This is a genomic window from Pseudomonas abietaniphila (genome assembly GCF_039697315.1).
In the GTDB taxonomy this organism is placed as follows: Bacteria; Pseudomonadota; Gammaproteobacteria; order Pseudomonadales; family Pseudomonadaceae; genus Aquipseudomonas; species Aquipseudomonas abietaniphila_B.
In genome coordinates, this window is record NZ_CP155619.1 from 2,604,735 (window position 1) to 2,628,733 (window position 23,999).

The window sequence follows — 23,999 nt, forward strand, 5'->3', positions numbered from 1 at the left end:
TCCGCCGCCGGCTCCACGTATCGAGCGAGGTGACGTCATGAGTATTTTTAGCCACTTCCAACAACGCTTTGAATCGACACGCCAGGAAGAGCTCTCGCTACAGGAGTACTTGGAGCTCTGCAAAACCGACCGCAGCGCATACGCCTCAGCCGCAGAACGTCTTCTGATGGCCATCGGCGAGCCTGAGTTGTTCGACACCTCGACCAACTCCCGGCTATCCAGAATCTTCTCCAACAAGGTCATTCGACGCTATCCGGCGTTCGAGGATTTCCATGGCATGGAGGACTGCATCGAGCAAATCGTCTCGTACTTCCGCCACGCCGCCCAAGGCCTGGAAGAGAAGAAACAGATCCTTTACCTGCTCGGCCCCGTAGGCGGCGGCAAGTCGTCCCTGGCTGAAAAACTCAAACAGCTGGTTGAAAAAATACCTTTCTACGCCATCAAGGGCTCCCCGGTTTTCGAATCGCCCTTGGGCCTGTTCAAACCTACCGAAGACGGGACGATCCTCGAAGAGGACTACGGCATCCCGCGCCGCTACCTCAACACCATCATGTCGCCATGGGCGACCAAACGTCTGGCCGAGTTCGGGGGCGACATCAGCCAGTTCAAGGTGGTGAAACTCTATCCGTCGATCCTCAACCAGATCGCCGTGGCCAAGACCGAGCCGGGTGACGAGAACAACCAGGACATTTCGGCGCTGGTCGGTAAGGTCGATATCCGCAAGCTCGAGGAATATCCACAGAACGACGCCGACGCTTACAGCTATTCTGGCGCGCTGTGCCGGGCCAACCAGGGCCTGATGGAATTCGTGGAGATGTTCAAGGCGCCGATCAAGGTCTTGCACCCACTGCTCACCGCGACTCAGGAAGGTAACTACAACAGTACCGAAGGCCTGGGGGCGATTCCGTTCACCGGCATTCTGTTGGCCCACTCCAACGAATCGGAGTGGCACAGCTTCCGCAACAACAAGAACAACGAAGCCTTCATCGACCGTATCTATATCGTGAAGGTGCCGTACTGCCTGCGGGTCAGTGACGAGATCAAGATTTACGACAAACTGCTGTTCAACAGTTCGTTGGCCAAAGCGCATTGCGCACCTGACACCTTGAAAATGCTGGCGCAGTTCACGGTGCTGTCGCGACTTAAAGAACCGGAAAACTCCAACATCTACTCCAAGATGCGGGTGTACGACGGCGAGAACCTCAAAGACACCGATCCCAAAGCCAAGTCGATCCAGGAGTATCGCGACAGCGCGGGCGTCGATGAAGGCATGAACGGTTTGTCCACCCGGTTTGCGTTCAAGATCCTGTCGAAGGTCTTCAACTTCGATCCGCACGAGGTAGCCGCCAACCCGGTCCACCTGCTTTATGTGCTGGAGCAACAGATCGAGCAGGAGCAATTCCAGGCCGAAACCCGCGAGCGCTACCTGCGCTTCATCAAGGAATACCTCGCGCCGCGTTACATCGAGTTTATTGGCAAGGAAATCCAGACGGCGTACCTGGAGTCCTACAGTGAATACGGTCAGAACATCTTCGACCGCTATGTGCTGTATGCGGACTTCTGGATTCAGGATCAGGAATACCGTGACCCGGAAACCGGCGAAATCCTCAATCGCGTCGCGCTGAACGAAGAACTGGAGAAAATCGAGAAGCCGGCCGGCATCAGCAACCCGAAAGACTTCCGCAACGAAATCGTCAACTTCGTGCTGCGTGCCCGCGCCAACAATAACGGCAAGAATCCGACCTGGCTCAGCTACGAGAAGCTGCGCGTTGTGATCGAGAAGAAAATGTTCTCCAACACCGAGGATCTGCTGCCTGTTATCAGCTTCAACGCCAAAGCCAGTAAAGAGGACCAACAGAAACACAACGACTTCGTCACCCGAATGGTCGAGCGGGGCTACACGGACAAACAGGTACGCTTGCTCTCCGAGTGGTATCTGCGGGTCCGTAAATCCCAATAAAGCAGCTGTGAGCTACAAGTTTCAAGCGGCAAGCTGAACGGGTCAGCGTCTGAATGCCTGGTCCGGATCAGCTTGCAGCTTGTGGCTGATTTTTTCTTGTAGCTGCCCGGAGGGCCTATGAGCTATGTGATCGACCGACGTCTCAATGGCAAGAACAAGAGCACGGTGAATCGGCAGCGCTTTCTGCGCCGGTATCGTGACCACATCAAGAAAGCAGTCGAAGAAGCCGTCAGCCGCCGCTCCATCACCGACATGGAGCATGGCGAACAGATCAGCATTCCCGGTCGCGACATCGACGAACCGGTGCTGCACCATGGGCGCGGTGGCAAACAAACCGTCGTCCACCCTGGCAACAAGGAATTTACATCAGGCGAACACATTGCCCGCCCGCAAGGAGGCGGTGGAGGCAAAGGCCCCGGCAAAGCGAGTAATTCCGGCGAAGGCATGGACGAATTCGTCTTCCAGATCACTCAGGAAGAATTTCTCGAATTCATGTTCGAAGACCTCGAACTGCCTAACTTGGTGAAACGCAATCTGACCGGCACCGACACCTTCAAGACCGTGCGTGCGGGCATCAGCAATGAAGGCAACCCGTCGCGCATCAACATCATCCGCACCCTGCGGTCGGCACACGCACGTCGCATTGCATTGTCCGGCAGCAGCCGCGCCAAGCTTAGGGAAGTACTCGCGGAACTTGAGCGCCTGAAACGCGAAGAACCCGACAATTTCGGCGATATTCAAGAGCTTGAGGTTGAAGCTCAGCGGCTGCAGGCCCGTATCAAACGCGTGCCTTATCTGGACACCTTCGACCTCAAATACAACCTGCTGGTCAAGCAACCCAATCCCAGTTCAAAAGCGGTCATGTTCTGCCTGATGGACGTCTCTGGTTCGATGACGCAGGCCACGAAGGACATCGCCAAACGCTTCTTCATCCTGCTGTACCTGTTCCTGAAGCGGAACTACGACAAGATTGAAGTGGTGTTCATCCGTCACCACACCAGCGCCCGGGAAGTTGACGAAGAGGAGTTTTTCTATTCCCGTGAAACCGGCGGCACCATCGTCTCCAGCGCATTGAAACTGATGCAGGAGATCATGGCTGAGCGCTACCCCACCAACGAGTGGAACATCTACGCGGCCCAGGCATCGGACGGTGACAACTGGAATGACGACTCACCCATCTGCCGGGACATTCTGATCAAACAGATCATGCCGTTCGTGCAGTACTACACTTACGTCGAAATTACCCCGCGCGAACATCAGGCGCTGTGGTTCGAATACGAGCGCATCGGTGAAGCCTTCGCCGACACGTTCGCCCAGCAGCAGCTGGTTTCTGCCGGTGATATTTATCCGGTATTCCGTGAACTCTTCCAGCGCAGGTTAGTGACATGACCGCTAGAGAGCAGAAGCGCCAACCTCTTTCCACGGGTTCAGAGTGGACGTTCGAGCTGATCCAGGCCTACGACCGGGAAATCAGCCGTATTGCCGAACGTTACGCGCTGGACACTTACCCTAACCAGATCGAGGTAATCACCGCCGAGCAGATGATGGATGCCTATGCCTCGGTGGGTATGCCGTTGGGTTATCACCACTGGTCCTACGGCAAGCATTTCCTCAGCACCGAGAAATCCTATTCCCGTGGCCAGATGGGCCTGGCTTACGAGATCGTCATCAACTCCGACCCGTGCATCGCTTACTTGATGGAAGAAAACACCATCTGCATGCAGGCGCTGGTGGTGGCTCATGCTTGCTATGGTCACAACAGCTTCTTCAAAGGCAACTACCTGTTCCGCACCTGGACCGATGCCAGCTCGATCATCGATTACCTGGTGTTCGCCAAGCAGTACATCATGCAGTGCGAAGAACGCCACGGCATCGACGCCGTGGAGGATTTGCTCGACTCCTGCCACGCGCTGATGAACTACGGCGTTGACCGCTACAAACGCCCCTATCCCATTTCGGCCGAAGAGGAACGCCGTCGCCAGAAAGACCGGGAAGAGCATCTGCAAAAGCAGATCAACGACCTGTGGCGCACCATTCCGAAGAACGCCAGCAAAAACGACAAGGAGGACGGTGCACGCTTCCCTGCCGAACCGCAGGAAAACATCCTCTATTTCATCGAAAAACACGCCCCGCTGCTTGAGCCTTGGCAGCGAGAAGTCGTGCGCATCGTGCGCAAAATCGCCCAGTATTTTTACCCACAGCGTCAGACGCAGGTCATGAACGAGGGCTGGGCGACGTTCTGGCACTACACGCTGATGAACGACCTGTACGACGAAGGCCTGGTCACTGACGGATTCATGCTCGAATTCCTGCAGTCCCATACCAGCGTGGTCTTCCAACCCGGATTCGACAGCCCGTACTACAGCGGTATCAATCCCTATACGTTGGGTTTCGCCATGTATCAGGACATTCGGAGGATGTGCGAACACCCTACCGAAGAAGATTACCGCTGGTTCCCGGACCTGGCGGGCACCGATTGGCTGACGGCCGTGAAGTTTGCGATGAGCAGCTTCAAGGACGAGAGCTTCATCCTGCAATACCTGTCACCGAAGGTCATCCGCGACCTGAAACTGTTCAGCATCCTGGACGATGACCAGAAGGACGACTTGCTGGTGCCGGCGATCCACGACGAAACCGGTTACAGGATCATTCGCGAAACCTTGGCCGCGCAGTACAACCTGGGTAACCGTGAACCGAACGTGCAGATTTACAGCATCGACCGCCGTGGCGATCGCTCGCTGACCCTGCGCCATCAACAACATGACCGCAAACCCTTGGGCGATTCCACCGACGAGGTCCTCAAACACCTGCATCGCTTGTGGGGTTTCGACATTCATCTTGAAACGCTGCAAGGCGATCAGATCATGAAGACCCACCACGTGCCACCGAGAAGCGAGCACGCTGACAGTGAATATCCCCGGCTCGATCTGGCCGTCGTTCACCTCTAAACGATAAAGCGATTCCCACCTCCGCACGCGCGACTTAAGGTTTATCCTGTCGCGCTTACGGAGGTTTTTTTATGCAGATCTATAAAGTTGGCGGGGCCGTTCGCGATCGCCTGCTTGGCAAACCTGTCGCCGATACCGACTGGGTGGTCGTCGGCGCGACAACCGACGAAATGATGATCAAAGGCTATCGTCCGGTCGGGACGGATTTTCCGGTGTTTCTGCACCCGCTCACCGGCGAGGAATACGCGCTGGCACGCACCGAGCGCAAGACCGGACGGGGCTACGGCGGCTTCGTGTTTCACACCGACCCGGACGTCACTCTTGAAGAGGACCTGATTCGGCGCGACCTCACGATCAATGCGATCGCGGAAGACAAAGATGGCCACCTGACTGACCCTTATCACGGTCAACGGGACCTCGAAGCTCGCATTTTGCGCCACGTTTCCCCGGCGTTTGCAGAAGATCCACTCCGTGTGCTGCGCGTTGCCCGCTTCGCCGCCCGCTATGCGCCCGACGGGTTCACCATCGCGCCTGAGACCGTGGCGCTGATGCGCGAGCTCAGCGCATCCGGCGAACTGGAAGCCCTGACGCCCGAGCGCAGCTGGAAGGAAATTTCCCGCGCGCTGATGGAGCGTGAACCCCAGGTATTCATCGAGGTGCTGCGCGAATGCGGCGCGCTCAAGGTCCTGATGCCAGAGATCGACGCGCTGTTCGGGGTGCCTCAACCGGAAGCGCATCACCCGGAGATCGATACGGGTCTGCATGTCCTGAGCGTTCTGCATCAGTCCGCGCTTCATCATCAGCCCTTAAGCGTTCGCTGGGCGTGCCTGCTGCATGACCTGGGCAAAGGCCTGACACCGGAAGAGGAATGGCCTCGCCATATCGCCCACGAACACAAAGGGTTGAAGGCCATCAAGGCCGTGAACCTGCGCTTCAAGGTACCAAGGGATTGCCAGGAACTGGCGCTGCTGGTCGGCCAGTACCACACGCACGGGCATCGTGCGCTGGAGCTAAAGCCATCAACCTTGCTCGATTTGCTGCAGACGTTTGACGTTTACCGCCGTCCGCAACGGTTCGAAGAGTTCATCGTCGCCTGCGAAATGGACGCGCGAGGCCGCAAGGGCTTTGAAAACCGGAGTTATCCACAGGCAGAGTATTTGCGCGGCGCAGCCGAAGCGGCTCGACACGTGGCCGTTCAGCCGCTGCTGGACAAGGGATATCAGGGACAGGAACTCGGGGAAGCGCTCAAGCGTGAGCGGCTCGACACGCTGATGGTCTATAAGGCGTCGTATCAGGGGTAAACGTATCGATCACGCCTGACGTTCGTTCCTGTCGGAGCGAATTCATTCACGAATCTTTATCAGACGACACCTATGTGTCGGATGCGCCTGCCTCTCGCGAATGAATTCGCTCCCACAGGCGTTCCGTGCTCTCTAAACCGACGCCAGCAGCGAAGCAGGCGTCAACTGCGCTGCGCGCCACTCAAAGGCGACCGGCCAGAGCTTCTGATCAATCTGCGCCTCGGCCCACAGCCGCTCAAATGGCACACCGACCGCAGGATGCAGACGCTCGGGCGCAATCAACGACAGCGGCCAGAGCACGAAGGCGTTTTTCAGAATTTCGGCGCGTGGCAATACCAGACCATCGAAATTGCCCACCTGTTCGTCGTACAGCAGCACGTCGATGTCCAGCGGCAGGCCTTTACGATCCGGCGCATAGCGACCGTTGTCGGCCTCAATGAATTTCAGGCGACGGTCCAGTTCGATCAAAGGCAGGTCGGTCAGCGCCGACACCACCAGATTGAAAAACGGCCCGCTCTTGATGCCCACCGGGTGACTTTCGAACACCGGCGAACAGGTCATGTCGGTCAGGAAACCGGCCAACGCGTCCAGCCCGGCGCACAAATGCCGCTCCCGGTCGATATTGCTGCCCAGCCCCAGGAAAATTCGTGTCAGCGGCATCCGCGCTCGATCTCCACACCCACGCCCTTGGCCGCTGGCACGGCTCCCGGCTTGGTCAGTTTGAGGTGCAGCCAGGGAATGTTGAACTCGCTCATCAGCACTTCGGCCAGACGCTCGGCAAACGTTTCGACCAACTGATACTGCGCCGCTTCGGCAAAGGCCTGGATGCGAGCGGAAACGCTGGCATAGTCGAGCGCCTTGCTCAGGTCATCACCCGCCGCAGCCGGCCGGTTGTCCCAGGCAAAACTCAGGTCCAGACGCAAGCACTGGCGAATGCCGCGCTCCCAGTCGTAGGCGCCGATCACCGTATCGACTTCCAGACCCTCAATGAAAACTCTGTCCAAGCCTTTCTCTCCGTTACACGACAAGGGCGCGATGCGCCGTTAGAATCAAGGCATCCCCGCCCGGAATGGTTAGCATGTTTTGGTTACTGGCGATCCTCGCCTACCTGCTCGGCTCGCTGTCCTTTGCCATCCTGCTCAGCCGCATCACCGGCAGCCCGGACCCGCGTGCCAGCGGCTCGGGCAACGCCGGCGCAACCAACATGCTGCGCCTGGCCGGCAAGAAGCTCGCTATCCTGACCCTGATTGGTGACGTCTGCAAAGGTCTGATCCCTGTGCTGATGGCCAGCGGGATCGGGCTCGACCCTCGCGAACAAGCCTGGATCGGGCTCTGCGCGGTCCTCGGTCATCTCTTTCCGCTGTACTTCCGCTTCCGGGGCGGCAAAGGCGTAGCGACCGCGGCCGGCATGCTGCTGGGCTTGTACCCGCCTGCCGCTCTGCTGGCGATTGCTGCCTGGCTGCTGACGTTCTACCTGACCCGCACCAGCTCACTGGCCTCGCTGATTGCCACTCCGCTGACCTTGCCACTGCTCGCTTGGCAGGAGCCTCATGCGCTGCTGCCCATGACCCTGCTGACGCTGCTGATCGTATGGCGACATCGCGGCAATCTACGCGACCTGTTTGCCGGGCGCGAACGGCATTTCTGAGTGCAAAAGATGAAAAAGGCTCATCCGAGCCTTTTTCATCAAACGAAACCCGCCTTACAGACCCGGTAACTGCTCCATCGGCCAGCGAGCCTGCACGCTGATGCTCAGGCCTTCTTTCTGACCCGCCTGCAACCGCTGGCAACCGGCAAACGCGATCATCGCGCCGTTATCAGTACAGAACTCAGGACGTGCGTAATACACGTTGCCGCCCAGACCACTCAGCATTTTCTCCAGTGATTGACGCAATGCCTTGTTCGCGCTGACGCCACCGGCGATCACCAGCCGCTTCATGCCAGCTTGCTTCAACGCACGCTTGCACTTGATGGTCAGAGTCTCCACCACCGCCTCCTGGAAGGCCAGCGAGATGTCGCAACGGGTTTGCTCACCGTCGTCCCCAGCGCTCTGGCATTGCTGCCAAGTGTTCAGGGCAAAGGTTTTCAAGCCACTGAAACTGAAATCCAGTCCAGGACGATCCGTCATCGGGCGCGGGAACGTGAAACGCCCCGCAACGCCTTTGAGTGCCAGACGGGAAATTTCAGGACCGCCTGGATAATTCAGGCCCATCATCTTGGCGGTCTTGTCGAACGCCTCACCGGCCGCATCATCCAGCGTCTCGCCCAACAGCTCATAAAGACCGATCCCGTCGACCCGAACCAGCTGGGTATGACCGCCCGAAACCAACAAAGCGACGAACGGAAACTCGGGCGGCTGCTCTTCCAGCATCGGGGCCAGAAGATGACCTTCCATGTGATGAACACCGAGGGCGGGAATGTCCCAGGCAAACGCCAGTGCCTGAGCGCAGGAAGCGCCTACCAGCAGGGCGCCGACAAGGCCGGGACCGGCCGTGTAAGCGATCGCATCGATCTCGGTGACGGCACAGTCCGCCTCGGCAACCACCTGACGAATCAAGGGCAGCATGCGTTTTACGTGATCTCGGGACGCGAGCTCAGGCACGACGCCACCATAGATACGGTGCAGGTCGATCTGGCTGAACAATGCATCGGCAAGCAGGCCGCGTTCGCTGTCGTACAGCGCAACGCCGGTCTCGTCACAGGAGGTTTCCAATCCCAGTACTAGCATGGGGTACGCCTTGTAGAGGCCAAATTCGAAGGCGCGCATAATAGTCGCCGCTCATGCCTGCGACCAGCGGTTTTCGATCAGAGGCTTTGCATTCCTCGCGGCGAGGGGTTAACATCCGCAACCCTTAAAAACCGACGTACTTAGTGCAAGCGTTGCACGAGGCGTTGACCCCGGTAATGAATGAAGGTAGCTCTGGATGCCAGCCGTCAAAGTTAAAGAGAACGAACCCTTCGACGTAGCTCTGCGTCGTTTCAAGCGCTCCTGCGAAAAAGCCGGTGTTCTGGCTGAAGTTCGTAGCCGCGAATTTTACGAGAAGCCGACTTCTGAGCGTAAGCGTAAAGCAGCTGCTGCTGTTAAGCGTCACGCCAAGAAAGTTCAGCGCGAACAGCGCCGCGCCGTTCGTCTGTATTAATACAGACGTCTGTCGCAAGCTTCTGCCTCGCCCGGCCCCAAAGCCGGGCTGCCGGCAGTTGCAGTTTTAGCCTCAAGCAGCACAGACAGAGGCTGTCGACGCCGCAGATGCGACCGAGACACACCCCGTCGAACTCTTCCAGCCTGATTCAGGCCGCGTTGACCCGTCTACACTGACCAAGCAACCGTCGTTACGCTTTGGATTCGCCACGATCTTTCTGGCGGGGCGCCTGATGATGAGAACGCCATGGCCGGACTGATTCCCCAAGGTTTTATTGACGACCTTCTGAACCGCACCGACATCGTCGATGTTGTCAGCTCGCGCGTTCAATTAAAGAAAACCGGCAAGAACTTCAGTGCGTGCTGTCCTTTCCACAAGGAAAAGACACCGTCGTTCAGCGTCAGCCCGGATAAACAGTTCTACTACTGCTTCGGTTGCGGCGCAGGCGGAAACGCCCTCGGCTTCATCATGGATCACGACAACCTGGATTTCCCCCAGGCCGTCGAGGACCTGGCGAAAGCCGCTGGCATGGAAGTGCCTCGCGAACAGGGCGTCAAAGGCCAAAAGCCCAGACAACCTACGGATTCGCCGCTTTACCCATTGCTCACAGCTGCCGCCGAGTTTTATCGCGCCGCGCTGAAAAGCCACCCGACGCGCAAGTCGGCCGTAGATTACCTGAAGGGCCGCGGCCTTTCCGGCGAGATTGCACGCGACTTCGGACTGGGGTTCGCCCCGCCCGGTTGGGACAATCTCTACAAACACCTGAGCAGCGACACCCTTCAGCAGAAAGCCATGATCGATGCCGGCTTGCTGATTGAAAACGCCGAGACCGGCAAACGTTATGACCGATTCCGCGACCGGGTGATGTTTCCCATCCGCGACAGCCGTGGTCGAGTCATCGCCTTTGGTGGTCGCGTATTGGGTGATGACAAACCCAAATATCTGAACTCGCCGGAGACACCGGTCTTTCACAAAGGCCAAGAGCTTTACGGCCTGTTCGAGGCGCGCAAACACAATCGCAACCTTGACGAGATCATCGTTGTCGAAGGCTACATGGACGTCATCGCCCTCGCGCAGCAAGGCCTGCGCAACGCCGTGGCGACCTTGGGCACCGCAACCAGCGAAGAACATTTGAAGCGCCTGTTTCGCGTCGTACCCAACGTGCTGTTCTGTTTCGACGGTGATCAGGCGGGCCGCAACGCCGCCTGGCGCGCGCTGGAGGCAACACTTTCCAGTCTGCAGGATGGCCGACGTGCCCGGTTTCTGTTTCTGCCGGAAGGCGAAGACCCGGACACACTGGTTCGCGCCGAAGGCACGGATGCGTTCAAGGCACGGATCAACCAGCATGCACAACCGCTGGCTGATTACTTCTTTGAGCAACTGACCAAGGAAGCTGATCCACGCTCGCTGGAAGGCAAGGCGCACATGGTGACGCTGGCAGCGCCGCTGATCGAAAAGGTGCCCGGCGCCAACCTGCGCGAATTGATGCGCCGCCGCCTCAAGGAGATTACCGGCCTGGACACGGCAGCCGTGAATCAGTTGGTCCAGAGCGCGCCGCCCGAAGCGCCGCCCGCCTACGATCCGGGATTCGACTACGATTCAGTGCCCGATTACAGCGACTATCAACCGCACGACGCGTACGAAGCTCAGCAGGAATGGACCCCGAAAGCGCCTGGCGGTCAGCAGAAAAAGTGGGAAAACAAGCCTTGGGAAAAGGGCAAGAAATGGGACAGGAACGGCAAGCGGCCCGACTTCGAACCTCGAGCACCACGTACACCGGCAACGGTTGAGCCGCCTACACTGACAGCACTCAGGACGCTACTGCATCACCCTGAACTGTCGCAGAAAGTGGAAGATGCGAGCCATTTTGCAGCCGAAGACAACGTTTACTCGCAACTGCTGGTGGCATTGCTCGAAGCGCTGCAAAAAAATCCCAAGCTGCGATCGCTGCAATTGATCGCTCGCTGGCACGGGACGGATCAGGGACGATTATTAAGACAACTGGCGGAAAAGGAATGGCTGATCTCGGCCGATAACCTTGAACAACAGTTTTTCGACACTATAACTAGCTTGTCCGCCCGCCAACGCGAGCGAAGCCTGGATCAATTGATCAGGAAGGAACGGCAGACCGGGTTGAGCGCAGATGAAAAAGTTCAGCTTCTCAACCTGTTAAATCGCAAAGTTCCTGCACAAACCCCGACCTCAACTGGCGCGTGAGGTCCTAGCTCGGGTATAATCCTCGGCTTGTTTTTTGCCCGCCAAGACCTTCAGTGGATAGGGTGTTATGTCCGGAAAAGCGCAACAGCAGTCTCGCCTCAAAGAGTTGATCAGCCGTGGTCGTGAGCAGGGTTACCTGACTTACGCGGAGGTCAACGACCACCTGCCGGAGGATATTTCAGATCCGGAACAGGTGGAAGACATCATCCGCATGATTAACGACATGGGGATCAACGTATTCGAGAGTGCTCCGGATGCGGACGCCCTTCTGTTGGCCGAAGCTGACACTGACGAAGCGGCCGCTGAAGAAGCAGCCGCAGCGTTGGCGGCAGTCGAAACCGACATCGGTCGCACGACTGACCCTGTGCGCATGTATATGCGCGAAATGGGTACGGTCGAGCTTCTGACACGTGAAGGCGAGATCGAAATCGCCAAACGTATCGAAGAAGGCATCCGTGAAGTGATGGGCGCTATCGCGCACTTCCCGGGCACGGTCGAGCACATTCTCTCCGAATACACTCGGGTTACCACCGAAGGTGGTCGCCTGTCCGACGTTCTGAGCGGCTATATCGACCCGGACGACGGCATTGCGCCGCCAGCCGAAGTCCCTCCGCCGATCGATCAGAAAGCCGAGAAGACTGACGTCGCTGACGATGACGACGAAGAGTCTGATGGCGAGGACGAGGAAGAGGCCGAAAGCGGTCCGGACCCTGTCGTTGCTGCCCAGCGCTTCGGTGCCGTTTCCGATCAGATGGCAATCGCTCTCAAGGCTCTGAAAAAGCACGGTCGCGGCAGCAAGCAGGCCAACGAAGAGCTTCTGGCTCTGGCCGAGCTGTTCATGCCGATCAAACTGGTTCCGAAACAGTTTGAAGGCCTGGTCGAGCGTGTTCGCAGCGCCTTGGAGCGTCTGCGTGCACAAGAACGCGCCATCATGCAGCTGTGTGTACGTGATGCACGCATGCCGCGCGCCGACTTCCTGCGCCAGTTCCCGGGCAACGAAGTCGATCAGAGCTGGACCGACGCGCTGGCCAAAGGCAAGAGCAAATACGCCGAAGCCATTGGCCGTCTGCAAGCCGACATTCAACGTTGCCAGCAGAAGCTGACAGCGCTGGAAGAAGAAACCGGCCTGACCGTTCTGGAAATCAAAGACATCAACCGTCGCATGTCGATCGGTGAGGCCAAGGCCCGCCGCGCGAAGAAAGAGATGGTTGAAGCGAACTTGCGTCTGGTGATCTCGATCGCCAAGAAGTACACCAACCGCGGCCTGCAATTCCTCGATCTGATCCAGGAAGGCAACATCGGCTTGATGAAAGCGGTGGACAAGTTCGAATACCGTCGTGGTTACAAGTTCTCGACTTATGCCACCTGGTGGATCCGTCAGGCGATCACTCGCTCGATCGCCGACCAGGCCCGCACCATCCGTATTCCGGTGCACATGATCGAGACGATCAACAAGCTCAACCGTATTTCCCGCCAGATGCTGCAGGAAATGGGTCGTGAACCGACGCCGGAAGAGCTGGGCGAACGCATGGAAATGCCTGAGGACAAAATCCGCAAGGTATTGAAGATCGCAAAAGAGCCGATCTCCATGGAAACCCCGATCGGTGACGACGAAGATTCGCATTTGGGTGACTTCATCGAAGACTCGACCATGCAGTCGCCAATCGATGTCGCCACCGTTGAAAGCTTGAAAGAAGCGACGCGCGAAGTGCTGTCGGGCCTCACCGCCCGCGAAGCCAAGGTTCTGCGCATGCGTTTCGGTATCGACATGAATACTGACCACACCCTCGAGGAAGTCGGTAAGCAGTTCGATGTAACCCGTGAGCGTATCCGTCAGATCGAAGCCAAGGCGCTGCGCAAGCTGCGCCACCCGACCCGAAGCGAACATCTGCGTTCGTTCCTGGACGAGTAAGCGAAAAACGCGTCAACCAAAACCCCCGGCCATGCCGGGGGTTTTGCGTTTTAAAGAATAAAATTCCGGCAGTGTGCCACCTTCCTCCAGCCCGACTACACTCGACTCATTCTCACCGTTGAAACTATTGAGGCTGCCATGTTTTGGATGCCGGCCATTGTTTTCTTGTGCTTGATGGGGTCGGCGAACGTCGACGCTCAGGTTCTTCCCCAAGGGGAAACGACCTCGCAGGGCATGCATGAGAAATCAATGCAGAGTACGGACGCTGCATTGCCCGACATCGAACACCCAAGCGACGACCGTGCACAGGAGGCCTCGGAGGATCACCTTCCGAGCATCAGCGGTCATTTGTACGCAGCAGGGGTCGAACTTCCACCAACGTCTGCCAATACGCTCCCTGCCTCCTCGCCGGAACCTCTGCGTTTCTGGCGCGACTTCCTGCTCTACGGCCTTCCCGGCCTGCTGTTGCTGTCGTCGATCCTGGCGGTGGTCGTGCGCATCAACCGGCGCCTCAGCTCGGAAATCTCAAGACGCGTGGCGCTCGAACAGGAACTTCGCAGCAGCGAGTATCACTATCGCGGCATGATCGAAAGCTTGTCGGCTATCGCCTGGGAAGCCAACACGCACGACTATTCCTACAACTACGTTTCTCCGCACGCCGAGAACCTGCTTGGCTATCCACTTCATCAATGGCGCCGACCGGGCTTCTGGCGCAGCATCGTGCACCCGGCCGATCTGGAGCAGGCCGAAACCTACTGCAATCAGCAAACAACCCTTGGCAATGATCACAGCGTGGATTACCGCGTCATCAGCGCCGACGGCAGAGTGGTCTGGGTGCGGGATATCGTCAGCCTCATCTCCTATGGCCGCGAGCCCGTCATGCGCGGCCTCATGATCGACATCAGCGAAGCCAAGCAAACCGAAGAAGCCTTGCGCCTGTCTGAGGGCAAATTTGCCTCGGTGTTTGCCCAATGCCCGGACATCCTGGTGATCGCACGACTGTCGGATGGCTGCTTCCTGGAAGCCAACCAGGCCTTCGTTGAACAGATCGGCCTGACCGCCCGCGAGATCATCGGGAAAACGCCAGGCGAGCTGAACATCTGGGGGATTCCGGACATTGGTCCAAGCCTGCTGCAGCGCCTGCAAAAAGGCAGCATCCGAAACCTGGAAATGCCCTTCCGGCGCCATAACGGACAGACGTTTACCGGCCTGTTATCGGCTGAGCCATTCGATCTGGACTCTACGGCGGCGGTCGTCGTGGTCGTGCGCGACATCACCCCGCTCAAGGAAGCTCAGCAGCAGCTGCAAATGTCCGAGGAAAAGTTCGCCAAAGCCTTTCACTCCTCCCCCGACGGCCTGCTGATTTCACGGCAAAGCGACGGCTTGCTGGTGGAGATCAACGATGGCTTCAGCCGCATTACGGGCTATCACAGCGCACTTTCACTGGACCGTACGACACTGGACCTGGGGATCTGGGTCGACCTCAACGAGCGCCAGCAGTTGCTTGAGCAGCTGAATCGCGACGGGTTCGTCAAAGACTTCACCACCCACATTCGTCGCAGGGACGGTCAGATCAGGCTGTGCGAAATATCATCGCGACCGCTGCCGATCGGTGGTGAAGATTGCATGCTGACCATTGCCCGGGACATCACCGAGCGGCACCAGATGCAGGAAAAACTGCAATTGGCGGCCACTGTTTTCGAGAGCACCGCTGAGGGTGTCCTGATCACAGATACCCGGCAGTGCATCAACGCGGTCAACCGGGCCTTCAGTGAGATCACCGGCTATAGCGAAAGCGAAGCGATCGGCGAAACCCCTCGCCTGCTCGCCTCGGGCCTGCACGACAGCGCGTTCTATGCCGCCATGTGGTATCAGCTGACCGCCGAGGGCCATTGGCAGGGCGAGATCAGCAACCGACGCAAGAACGGCGAAATCTACCCGAGCTGGCTGACCATCAGCGCGGTGCGCAATCGTGACAAATTCATCACCCACTTCGTCGCTGTCTTTGCTGATATTTCCAGCCTCAAGCAGGCTCAGGCGCGACTGGATTATCAGGCCCACCACGACCCGCTGACCGGTCTGCCAAACCGCACCCTGTTCGAAAGCCGCCTGCACGCCGCACTCACCCATTGCAAAGAGGCCAAGAGCCTCGGCGCCGTGCTGTTTCTGGACCTCGACCGGTTCAAGCACATCAACGACAGCCTCGGCCATCCGGTGGGCGACTTGCTGCTCAAGGGCATCGCTCAACGGCTGAAGGAAAACCTGCGGGATATCGACACAGTCGCGCGACTGGGGGGCGATGAATTCATCATTCTTCTGCCCGGCCTGCAGACGCCAGGCGATGCCGATGTCATCGCCACTAAACTGCTGAACAGTTTTTCGGCGCCGTTTCAGGCCGGGGAACACGAGTTTTTCATCAGCACCAGCATCGGCACGGCGCTGTTTCCCACCGATGGAGCAGACGTCGCGACACTGATCAAGAATGCCGACGCCGCGATGTACCGCTCCAAGGCCAAAGGCCGTAACCGCGTCGAGAACTACACCCGCGACCTGACCGCCCAGGCCAGCGAACGCATTGCGCTGGAGCACGAACTGCGCCGCGCCATCGAGCGCAGTGAGTTCACGTTGTCCTACCAACCGAAGGTCAGCCTGCTGACACAACGGTTGGTAGGTGCAGAGGCTCTGATTCGCTGGACTCACCCCACGTTCGGAGAAGTCCCACCGGAACGCTTCATTCCTCTGGCGGAAGAGAACGGCATGATCCTGCAGATCGGCGAATGGGTACTCGAGACGGCCTGTCAGCAGCTGTACCAGTGGAACCAGCGGTATGACGTGTTCGGGTCACTGTCTGTGAACCTCGCGGGGGCACAGCTGCGCCAGCCCAACCTGGTCACGCGCATCGAGCAACTGCTGACTCAGTACGAGCTTCAGCCGGGCTGCCTGCAACTGGAGATCACTGAGAACTTCATCATGTCGCAGACCGAGGAAGCCCTTTCCGTGCTGCACCGCCTTAAAAAGCTTGGCGTGCAACTGGCAATCGACGATTTCGGGACCGGCTACTCTTCGCTGAGCTACCTCAAACGCTTGCCGCTGGACATCCTCAAAATCGACCAGTCATTCGTACGCGGCCTCCCCGACGACCCACACGACGCCGCCATCGTTCGCGCCATCATCGCCCTGGGCCGCAGCATGCAACTGACCGTCATCGCCGAAGGGGTGGAGAACCTCGAACAGCAGCAATTCCTCGCCGATGAAGGCTGCGAACAGATCCAGGGCTACATCGTCAGCCTGCCCCTGCGACCGGAAGAATTCTGCGCGACGTTTCTTCGTATAACGGTTTCGGACTTTTCGGATAGCACAGCTCGGAAACCGTCGTTATAATCCGCCGCCTGACTGAGGGCCTATAGCTCAGTTGGTTAGAGCAGAGGACTCATAATCCTTTGGTCCACGGTTCGAGTCCGTGTGGGCCCACCATACTCAAAGCCGCGCATTGCGCGGCTTTTTTATTGCTGAGGAATCTGGCAACCCTGATCGCTCGCAGGATGCGAAAACACTGAAAAATCTCTTGAGCAAAGGAAGTAGAAGCGACATGACGGTTTCAGAAGCCATTAAAAAAGCCGCAAGAATGAAAAGATCGGGCCTGGTGGTCATGCTATTGGGCCTCATTCAACTGACCCTGTTTTCGATACTGTTCATCTATGACCTGGGGGAGCAGCTCAAGCCAACGTTCCTTTCCGGCGTTGGATATACGCTGCAAAACCTTTGCTTGATCGCCTACCAGAAGACCCGCTTCTTGAAGGTGCTGTGGGACATCACTCCGCGCGTGGACGTTTATCAACCCTTCTCGCTGGAGACATTGATGTTTCTCGGGATCATGGTCGTCATCGGAACCGGGGGATATATACGCGGTTGTGGCAAGCAGCTTTCAGATGACATCGCAGCCATCAGGAAAAAAGCAAGGGACGAACTTTGGTTACGCTCCATGCTTCCACAGGATCAAGCTGCAACGGTCATCAATCAACCGGCAAGCGTTACAGTCCTGGCATTGCAAATGCCGCCTGGCGAGGTCAAAAACTGGTGGGAACGCCCGGCGGGTCTTCTACTGATCGGGCTGCTGATTACGTACATCGGCGCAGTGCTCACAAAAATGTCAGGCTTGACCTAAGGATATATCCAAGATTTCCACGGTCTGTAACCCCATGAATACGCCTTCACTGCCTCACTGGCTTCGCCGGGTCCTGCGGCCCTTGCTGGATCCGTACCGCCGCTATCGCCACGCGCGCTACATTCATGCCGGTCGCATCGTGGTCGGTCTGCTGGTGTCGATCCTGCTCACGACCGGGATTCACCTGCCCCATGGCGAATGGGCGTCCGTCACCATGCTGATCGTAATTGGCGGTTTGCAGCATCACGGCAATATCGGCAAGAAATCGGTGGAGCGGGCTTACGGCACGTTGATTGGTGCAGCGCTGGGTCTGGCCGTGGTGGCGCAGGAAAGCTATCTGGGGATGCCGCTGCTGACCTACGTGGTCATGTCGCTGATCTGTGGCTTCTTCGCGTATCACGCCATCGGCAAGGGCGGTTACACGGCGCTGCTGTCGGCGATCACGCTGTTCATCGTGGCGGGCCATGGCGATAACCCGATCACCGACGGCCTTTGGCGAACGGTGGATATCCTGATCGGAATCGCGTTGGCGCTAGCCTTTTCGTTCGCCTTGCCGCTGTACGCGGTGTACTCGTGGCGCTACAACCTGGCCAGTGGGCTGCGGGATTGCGCCAAGGTGTACGAGCGCATTAGCAGCGGGCAGTCGATCACCGCAGACGAGCATTTGAAGCTGCTGGCTCGACTCAACGCGACGATGCTACAGCTGCGCTCGTTGATGCCGTCGGTGTCGAAAGAAGTGAAGATTTCGCTGGTCGAACTGGACGCCATTCAAGGCCACTACCGCATGTGCCTGAGCACCCTGGAAATCCTGTCGAACCTGCGTCCGGCAGACTTGGGCAACGTGGGTATGAATGCCGAACAGCGTCGAATCCGGCGCATGCTTATCGGTATGGCCAGGGCCTTGAAGACGGGCGCCACGGAACGTCTGGAGCGCTCTACCGAGTCCTTGGCGGTGGGACCGGAAACGCCAGTCGATTCAGCCGAGGTACTGGGTTATCAGCTGATGACACGGCAACTGGCGCTGAACCTCGAAGGCCTTCAGCAACGGCTGGCGAAGACGGCGAAGCAGTGGAAGATCTGATCTTCGCCGTCAATGGTTTCGATCAATACCGGGACGGCACGACCATCTCGCGCGGCACCGGGGCACGCAGGTAGTTGGCGTTGTATTCGCGCTCGGGCAGCACCACTTGTGGCGACTCCACATCGCCACGCGGGATCTGCTCCAGCAGGTGGTGAATGCAGTTCAGGCGTGCACGCTTCTTGTCATCTGCCTCAACGATCCACCACGGCGCAACGTCAGTGTGTGAGCGGGTGAGCATTTCTTCTTTGGCGCGGGTGTAGTCCTCCCAGCGACGCCGTGATTCCAGGTCCATGGGCGACAGTTTCCACTGTTTCAGTGGATCGTGAATGCGCATGAGGAAGCGGCGGTATTGCTCATCGTCGGTGATCGAGAACCAGTACTTGATGAGGATGATGCCCGAGCGCACCAGCATCTTTTCGAACTCGGGCACGGTGCGGAAAAACTCTTCGTATTCGTCGTTATCGCAGAAACCCATGACCCGCTCGACGCCTGCGCGGTTGTACCAACTGCGGTCGAACAGCACCATTTCACCGGCGGCCGGCAGGTGCGAAACGTAGCGCTGGAAATACCACTGGGTGCGTTCGCGCTCGCTCGGCGCGGTCAGTGCGGCGACGCGGCAAACCCGCGGATTCAGGCGTTGGGTGATGCGCTTGATGGCGCCGCCCTTCCCGGCCGCGTCGCGCCCTTCGAACAACACCACGACCTTGAGCTTCTGGCTGACGACCCAGTCCTGCAACTTGACCAGTTCACCCTGCAGGCGCAGCAACTCGCGGAAGTAGACGCGTCGATCAATGCCCTTTGGCACCTCTTCGCCCAGGCCGGAGAGCAAGTCGTCCAGACGCGCATCGTCGTACTCCATTTCCAGCTCTTCGTCGAAGCTGTCGAGAATGTCGGCGCGGATGTAGTGGGCGGTTTCGGACAAATCCAGATGCTGGCTATCGGTCATGGCGGGGCTCCCGGCTTGGATTCAGAGGGTCTAAACGTCAGAAGACCGATTTAGACATGCCGGGAGTGACAGCTGAATGACAAAGCGATGACTGCGAGGAAAAGTCCTACAGAGGCTGTGTCTTTTCTAAACGGTTTCGACAGTGATCTGCTGAACCGCTCGAAACGGCGCCAGTAAAGGCTCATCCGCCTGGGATGAGGTGATCAGCGTCCATTCCCGCTCGATGGGCGTCCAGTGTTGCTGACGAGCGCGACCGAGTTTGTCGGCATCGGCGAGGACGAACACCTGCGCGGCACGCTTGATGATGCATTCCTTGAGGTACGCCTGCTGATCGCTGGCTTCGCACAGTCCGAATTCTGCGACCACTCCGTCGGCGCCCATGAACGCCTTGTCGACGCTCAAGCGGCTCAAGGTCAGTTCAGCCAGCGGCCCGAGCGTGCTCATGCTCGAACCCCGAAGGTCGCCGCCGATCAGCGTCAGGCGTATCCCCGGCGCGTTGGCCAGCGTCATGACCGCCAGAAGGTTGTTGGTGACCACGTGCACGTTTTGGCGCGAACACAGGTGCAACGCCAGCGCCGCACACGTGGTGCCACCGTCGAGCAGCACGGTGTCGCCATCGTCAACATGCAGCGCCGCCGCTTTGGCGATGACGTCTTTCTGATCGCGCTGGGTCGCTTTGCGCTCTTCCAGCGACGCTTCCGGTTCATGCACACCGATCAGCGCCGTGGCGCCGCCGTGAGTACGCACCAGATGCCGCTGCTTGGCGAGCATGGTGAGGTCGCGGCGCACGGTGGCTTCCGACACGCCAAGCGCAGCGCTCAGTTGCTCGACATTGGTGTCGCGGGCGCGCACCAGTTCGAGAATGGCGCGGTGACGGTCGGTGGCTTTCATGGACGGCCTCGTAAGGGAAAGGCCGCTGATCTTACACGACCGAGGCCCGACACCTCACCCCCGACGCGTGGCCAGTTCAGCGCCCTGGCGCAGCGCTTCGAGCAGGCTGCGCTCATCGGCGATGCCCTTGCCGGCGATGTCGAACGCCGTGCCGTGGTCAACCGAGGTGCGGATCACTTCCAGGCCTACGGTGACGTTGACGCCTGCTTCCAGCCCCAGCACTTTCACCGGGCCATGCCCCTGATCGTGGTACATCGCGACCACCAGGTCGAAATCGCCACGACCCGCGCGGAAGAACAGCGTGTCGGCAGGCAGCGGACCGGTCACATCCAACCCTTGCGCCTGCAACAATTTCACCGCAGGGATAATTTTCTCTTCTTCTTCGCCATAGCCGAACAGGCCGTTCTCGCCCGCGTGCGGGTTGATGCCGCACACGCCGATACGCGGCTTGGCGATGCCCGCTTTGATCAGCGTCGCATTACCGCGCTCGATGGTGCGCTGCACCAAGCCCGGTTCGATCTTGCGGATCGCGTCGATGATGCCAATGTGCGTGGTCACGTGAATGACCCGCAGGTGCGGTGCGACCAGCATCATTGAGACTTCGTCGACGTGGGTCAGATGCGCCAGCATCTCGGTGTGGCCCGGGTATTTGTGGCCACCGGCGTGCAGCGCTTCCTTATTCAGCGGTGCGGTGCAGATCGCGTCGATTTGTCCTGCTTCGGCCAGTTGCACGGCACGTGCGATGTATTGAAAAGCACCGTCTCCGGCAACCGGTGACAGCTGACCGAAGGGCAGATCGGCAGGGATGAGGTTCAGGTCGATGCAGTCGATGGTCCCTGGCTCGTATTGCGCCTCGGACGCCTCCTTGATGCGACGAACCTTCGCGCTGCCTTTAACGATTTCGTTAGCCAGCTCCAGGCGAGCGGCATCGCCGATCACCAGTGGACGGCACTGCTGATACACGACCTCGTGGGTCAGGCTCTTGACGATGATTTCCGGACCTACGCCTGCGGCGTCGCCCATGGTGATGCCAATGATCGGCAAATAGTTACTCATGATTGTTTACCTAGTAGCGCAGGATTCGTGACCGAGCCTGCGGCGTATTCCGCAGGCTCTACAGCGTTATTCATGTGCAGCCACGCCGCGTAGAGCGCGTGGTCCGTGCCGAACGCACCGGCTTTGGTGACAACACCGGGGCGATGGCCTTCGCGTGTGGCGATCGGGCGCCCGAATGCAACACCCGCCTCGATTTCACAGAGCAGTTGCAGGCTGCCGATTCCCACCGCTTCGAGCATGGCGCGCGCGGTTTCTCCTCCCGTGGCGACCAGACCGCCGACATGGGCGAAGTGAGGTCGCACCAGCGCGGCCAGCAGGGTCGACAGCCGCGCACCTTCCGCCGGATCAAATGCCTCGTCCCGGCCAATGCGCAACAGCAGATCCTCTCCACGATGCAGGTACTCGCCAATGCGCGCTTCCCAACCGACCCAATCCGCGTGTGCCATGCCCTGACGCAGCACGGCAGGTGGCACGACGAGCTCGCCGATGGACGCGCGCGCTTTCAGCATGGCGCATTGACGTTCGGAAACGCCGGACAAGCTGCCAACCAACACCAATGTGGGTGCGTGTTTCTCACGTGCGAACGCAGGGCTTTGAGCGGACGTTGGCAACACATCGGGCAATGCCGCGATTTCCCGCGCCAGCCCACCGGATCCCACCCAGAACAGGGGTGCAGACAAACCCGCGGTGACGATGGCCAGCGTCCTTAGATCGTCGGCGGTTTGCGCATCGACGATCAGCGCCTGGGTATCGCTACCGGCCATTTCGGCAATGTGAGCGGCCAGCGCATCAGCGTCACCACGCAAGGTGTCCAGCGTCAGCTTGGCAGTTCGCAGACCTGCGCCTTCAAGCAAGGTATCGATGTCGGCCGAACGGTCCGCGTGCTCCAGCTTCCAGGTGTCGGTGGTTTCCAGTGGCTGACCGTTGACCAGCACCTTGCCGTGCAGCGTGGAGCGGCCGGTCGCTGGAAAAGCGGGCGCGACGATCGCAAGGCCCGCGTACGACTGCAGTGCTGCGACTTCCGAAGCCCAGTTGCCGCGCAAGGTCGAATCGATCTTCTTGTACAGCCGCTGCCCTGGTTTGAGCAGCGTGCGGTACGCCGACAACGTGTGTTCACCAGCTTGCGCGGCAGACAGCCGACGCGTGTCCGTATCGATGGCGACCACGCTCGCATCGCCTGTGTCATGGGACGCATCAAGGGTCACCACCGTGCTCAACCCGGCGCCCGCGAAGGCAATCGCGCAATCCGCCGCACCGGACAGATCATCGGCAATGATCAGCAATGTCATCGAACCACCTCCCGCTCCGTGGTCACCTTCACCGGCTCGTCGTTCACCAGTGTGTCAGCGTGACGCGCTTTGTAGCGTTTGGCGACGGACGCGGTGAGAATTGGCGACAGAACAGCGGTGACCACCACGCACGCCGCCACCAGCAGGGTCGCGGAGTTCGCAGCGTCGGTGTAGATCGGATTCGCCGCCGCCACCAGCGCGGGCACGGCCGCCGCATTGCCCGCCGTGTTCGCCGCAGCGACGCCCGCAACGCCGGTTCCGCCGGACACCCGGTCGGCGAAATACAGCGGAATGCCGGTCAGCACGACCACCGCCAGACCCAGGCCAATGCCCAGCAAGCCTGCCTGCCAGACCTTGTGCAGGTCCAGGCTCGCACCCAGCGCCAACGCAAAGAACGGAATCATCACCGGCACGGCTTTGGCCAGGAAGTCGCGCATTTCGCGGTCGAGGTTACCCAGCAGCATGCCCAAAAGCAGCGGCAGGATTGCACCCACCAGCGTAGGCCACGGAAAGGCTGCCAATCCGGCGACGCCCAGCGTAACCATGGTCAGGAACGGCCCGGACTCCAGCGACATGACCGAATAAGCACCGACGTCCTCGGACCGCCCGTATTGGCCCATCAGTGCCATGTACAGCCCGCCGTTGGTGTCGTTCATGGCGGCGACCACCGCCAGCGTCGACAGCCCGGCGAAGATGCCCGCCGTGATCGGCTGCTCCCCCAGGAAGTGACCCATGATCACGCCGATCACGATGGCGGTCCCGACCTTGGTGCCAAACAGCACGCCCCCTTTCTTCAGCAGGTACGGCGTGGCTTTGATGTCGATGCTGGCGCCCATGCACACGTAGAACACCGCGAGAATAGGCAGCGAACCGGTGAACAGTGCGTTGGTGAACGAGCCGAAGAACTTCGGCATGTCGGGCAGAAACGTTGCGACCAGCGAGCCGATCAGCAGGGGCACGATCATCATGCCGCCGGGTACACGTTCAATGGTGCGCTTGATAGGAATCTGGGCCACGGGAGCACTCCTTATTTTTATAGTGGGGCAGCAGTGTGGTGCATCAGGCTAAATGCTTGAGTTTGAGCAAAACGATC

Annotated in this window: 19 protein-coding genes, 1 tRNA gene and 1 pseudogene; 12 read left to right on the forward strand and 9 right to left on the reverse strand. The window is 59.0% G+C overall.

From position 1 onward, the window contains the following. Window positions 1–37: 37 nt before the first annotated feature. The 4 genes from ABDX87_RS11570 to ABDX87_RS11585 all read left to right on the forward strand — a co-directional run bounded on the left by ABDX87_RS11570 (window position 38) and on the right by ABDX87_RS11585 (window position 6,209). Window positions 38–1,960 (forward strand): PrkA family serine protein kinase, encoded by a 1,923-nt coding sequence (locus ABDX87_RS11570; RefSeq protein WP_062385212.1) that lies wholly within the window; start codon window positions 38–40, stop codon window positions 1,958–1,960. A 117-nt stretch (window positions 1,961–2,077) separates the two neighbouring features. After that, window positions 2,078–3,349: a YeaH/YhbH family protein gene (locus ABDX87_RS11575; RefSeq protein WP_346832954.1), complete on the forward strand. Its 1,272-nt coding sequence runs from the start codon at window positions 2,078–2,080 to the stop codon at window positions 3,347–3,349. Further along, complete coding sequence (locus ABDX87_RS11580) at window positions 3,346–4,908, forward strand: SpoVR family protein (protein ID WP_346832955.1); 1,563 nt, start codon at window positions 3,346–3,348, stop codon at window positions 4,906–4,908. Before ABDX87_RS11575 ends, ABDX87_RS11580 begins: the two co-directional genes overlap by 4 nt. Window positions 4,909–4,979: 71 nt before the next feature. Then, window positions 4,980–6,209 carry a multifunctional CCA addition/repair protein gene (locus ABDX87_RS11585; protein ID WP_346832956.1) on the forward strand — a complete coding sequence of 410 codons (1,230 nt, stop codon included), beginning with the start codon at window positions 4,980–4,982 and terminating at the stop codon, window positions 6,207–6,209. A 132-nt stretch (window positions 6,210–6,341) separates the two neighbouring features. Here the strand turns inward: ABDX87_RS11585 and folK are convergent, their stop codons facing one another. After that, a complete protein-coding gene (gene folK / locus ABDX87_RS11590) occupies window positions 6,342–6,869 on the reverse strand; it encodes a 2-amino-4-hydroxy-6-hydroxymethyldihydropteridine diphosphokinase (RefSeq protein WP_346832957.1) in 528 nt (175 codons plus the stop codon). Further along, entirely contained in the window at window positions 6,860–7,213 is a 354-nt protein-coding gene (gene folB / locus ABDX87_RS11595) for a dihydroneopterin aldolase (protein WP_074752232.1), read from the reverse strand. Before folB ends, folK begins: the two co-directional genes overlap by 10 nt. 74 nt (window positions 7,214–7,287) lie before the next feature. Between folB and plsY the strand changes: the two genes are divergently transcribed. After that, entirely contained in the window at window positions 7,288–7,857 is a 570-nt protein-coding gene (gene plsY / locus ABDX87_RS11600) for a glycerol-3-phosphate 1-O-acyltransferase PlsY (RefSeq protein WP_346832958.1), read from the forward strand. A 54-nt stretch (window positions 7,858–7,911) separates the two neighbouring features. On the opposite strand, the gene tsaD is transcribed toward plsY, so the two are convergent. After that, on the reverse strand, window positions 7,912–8,937 hold the full coding sequence (gene tsaD, locus ABDX87_RS11605) for a tRNA (adenosine(37)-N6)-threonylcarbamoyltransferase complex transferase subunit TsaD (RefSeq protein ID WP_346833494.1): 1,026 nt from the start codon (window positions 8,935–8,937) through the stop codon (window positions 7,912–7,914). 196 nt (window positions 8,938–9,133) lie between these two features. Here tsaD and rpsU point away from each other — a divergent pair, with 196 nt between their 5' ends. The 3 genes from rpsU (at window position 9,134) to rpoD (ending at window position 13,478) form a co-directional block, all read left to right on the forward strand. After that, the gene (gene rpsU, locus ABDX87_RS11610; RefSeq protein ID WP_002551877.1) at window positions 9,134–9,349 is read left to right on the forward strand and encodes a 30S ribosomal protein S21; all 216 of its coding nucleotides are present in this window, start codon (window positions 9,134–9,136) and stop codon (window positions 9,347–9,349) included. 246 nt (window positions 9,350–9,595) lie between these two features. Further along, complete coding sequence (gene dnaG / locus ABDX87_RS11615) at window positions 9,596–11,566, forward strand: DNA primase (protein ID WP_346832959.1); 1,971 nt, start codon at window positions 9,596–9,598, stop codon at window positions 11,564–11,566. Between the two features lie 67 nt (window positions 11,567–11,633). Then, window positions 11,634–13,478: an RNA polymerase sigma factor RpoD gene (gene rpoD, locus ABDX87_RS11620; RefSeq protein WP_346832960.1), complete on the forward strand. Its 1,845-nt coding sequence runs from the start codon at window positions 11,634–11,636 to the stop codon at window positions 13,476–13,478. Between the two features lie 12 nt (window positions 13,479–13,490). Here rpoD and ABDX87_RS11625 read toward each other — a convergent pair whose 3' ends face one another. Further along, window positions 13,491–13,718 carry a hypothetical protein gene (locus tag ABDX87_RS11625; RefSeq protein WP_346832961.1) on the reverse strand — a complete coding sequence of 76 codons (228 nt, stop codon included), beginning with the start codon at window positions 13,716–13,718 and terminating at the stop codon, window positions 13,491–13,493. 183 nt (window positions 13,719–13,901) lie between these two features. On the opposite strand from ABDX87_RS11625, the pseudogene ABDX87_RS11630 reads away from it, so the two are divergent. The 4 genes and pseudogenes from ABDX87_RS11630 to ABDX87_RS11645 form a co-directional block, all read left to right on the forward strand. After that, a pseudogene (locus ABDX87_RS11630) lies at window positions 13,902–16,859 on the forward strand (EAL domain-containing protein); the annotation flags it as partial. A 16-nt stretch (window positions 16,860–16,875) separates the two neighbouring features. Continuing rightward, a tRNA-Ile gene (locus tag ABDX87_RS11635) sits at window positions 16,876–16,952 on the forward strand. Further along, window positions 16,939–17,643 (forward strand): YniB family protein, encoded by a 705-nt coding sequence (locus ABDX87_RS11640; protein WP_346832962.1) that lies wholly within the window; start codon window positions 16,939–16,941, stop codon window positions 17,641–17,643. Before ABDX87_RS11635 ends, ABDX87_RS11640 begins: the two co-directional genes overlap by 14 nt. A gap of 34 nt (window positions 17,644–17,677) precedes the next feature. Then, window positions 17,678–18,724, forward strand: a complete 1,047-nt coding sequence (locus ABDX87_RS11645) for an FUSC family protein (protein WP_346832963.1) — start codon at window positions 17,678–17,680, stop codon at window positions 18,722–18,724. Between the two features lie 22 nt (window positions 18,725–18,746). On the opposite strand, the gene ppk2 is transcribed toward ABDX87_RS11645, so the two are convergent. The 5 genes from ppk2 to ABDX87_RS11670 all read right to left on the reverse strand — a co-directional run bounded on the left by ppk2 (window position 18,747) and on the right by ABDX87_RS11670 (window position 23,922). Continuing rightward, window positions 18,747–19,670, reverse strand: coding sequence for a polyphosphate kinase 2 (gene ppk2 / locus ABDX87_RS11650; protein ID WP_346832964.1), 924 nt, complete (start codon window positions 19,668–19,670; stop codon window positions 18,747–18,749). A 126-nt stretch (window positions 19,671–19,796) separates the two neighbouring features. Beyond that, entirely contained in the window at window positions 19,797–20,561 is a 765-nt protein-coding gene (locus tag ABDX87_RS11655; RefSeq protein WP_346832965.1) for a DeoR/GlpR family DNA-binding transcription regulator, read from the reverse strand. Window positions 20,562–20,615: 54 nt separating this feature from the next. Further along, a complete protein-coding gene (pdxA, locus tag ABDX87_RS11660; RefSeq protein ID WP_346832966.1) occupies window positions 20,616–21,617 on the reverse strand; it encodes a 4-hydroxythreonine-4-phosphate dehydrogenase PdxA in 1,002 nt (333 codons plus the stop codon). Continuing rightward, on the reverse strand, window positions 21,614–22,906 hold the full coding sequence (locus ABDX87_RS11665; protein WP_346832968.1) for a four-carbon acid sugar kinase family protein: 1,293 nt from the start codon (window positions 22,904–22,906) through the stop codon (window positions 21,614–21,616). Before ABDX87_RS11665 ends, pdxA begins: the two co-directional genes overlap by 4 nt. Continuing rightward, window positions 22,903–23,922, reverse strand: a complete 1,020-nt coding sequence (locus ABDX87_RS11670; protein ID WP_346832969.1) for a 2-keto-3-deoxygluconate permease — start codon at window positions 23,920–23,922, stop codon at window positions 22,903–22,905. Before ABDX87_RS11670 ends, ABDX87_RS11665 begins: the two co-directional genes overlap by 4 nt. Window positions 23,923–23,999: the final 77 nt, after the last annotated feature.

Bases quoted from the DNA above. Each gene is read 5' to 3' on its own strand.
- folK (WP_346832957.1), bottom strand. From the start codon at position 6,869: ATGCCGCTGACACGAATTTTCCTGGGGCTGGGCAGCAATATCGACCGG.
- pdxA (WP_346832966.1), bottom strand. From the start codon at position 21,617: ATGAGTAACTATTTGCCGATCATTGGCATCACCATGGGCGACGCCGCA.
- tsaD (WP_346833494.1), bottom strand. From the start codon at position 8,937: ATGCTAGTACTGGGATTGGAAACCTCCTGTGACGAGACCGGCGTTGCG.
- plsY (WP_346832958.1), top strand. From the start codon at position 7,288: ATGTTTTGGTTACTGGCGATCCTCGCCTACCTGCTCGGCTCGCTGTCC.
- ABDX87_RS11575 (WP_346832954.1), top strand. From the start codon at position 2,078: ATGAGCTATGTGATCGACCGACGTCTCAATGGCAAGAACAAGAGCACG.
- ABDX87_RS11665 (WP_346832968.1), bottom strand. From the start codon at position 22,906: ATGACATTGCTGATCATTGCCGATGATCTGTCCGGTGCGGCGGATTGC.
- dnaG (WP_346832959.1), top strand. From the start codon at position 9,596: ATGGCCGGACTGATTCCCCAAGGTTTTATTGACGACCTTCTGAACCGC.
- ABDX87_RS11580 (WP_346832955.1), top strand. From the start codon at position 3,346: ATGACCGCTAGAGAGCAGAAGCGCCAACCTCTTTCCACGGGTTCAGAG.
- ABDX87_RS11625 (WP_346832961.1), bottom strand. From the start codon at position 13,718: ATGCATGCCCTGCGAGGTCGTTTCCCCTTGGGGAAGAACCTGAGCGTC.
- ppk2 (WP_346832964.1), bottom strand. From the start codon at position 19,670: ATGACCGATAGCCAGCATCTGGATTTGTCCGAAACCGCCCACTACATC.
- rpoD (WP_346832960.1), top strand. From the start codon at position 11,634: ATGTCCGGAAAAGCGCAACAGCAGTCTCGCCTCAAAGAGTTGATCAGC.
- ABDX87_RS11585 (WP_346832956.1), top strand. From the start codon at position 4,980: ATGCAGATCTATAAAGTTGGCGGGGCCGTTCGCGATCGCCTGCTTGGC.
- ABDX87_RS11570 (WP_062385212.1), top strand. From the start codon at position 38: ATGAGTATTTTTAGCCACTTCCAACAACGCTTTGAATCGACACGCCAG.
- rpsU (WP_002551877.1), top strand. From the start codon at position 9,134: ATGCCAGCCGTCAAAGTTAAAGAGAACGAACCCTTCGACGTAGCTCTG.
- ABDX87_RS11655 (WP_346832965.1), bottom strand. From the start codon at position 20,561: ATGAAAGCCACCGACCGTCACCGCGCCATTCTCGAACTGGTGCGCGCC.
- ABDX87_RS11645 (WP_346832963.1), top strand. From the start codon at position 17,678: ATGAATACGCCTTCACTGCCTCACTGGCTTCGCCGGGTCCTGCGGCCC.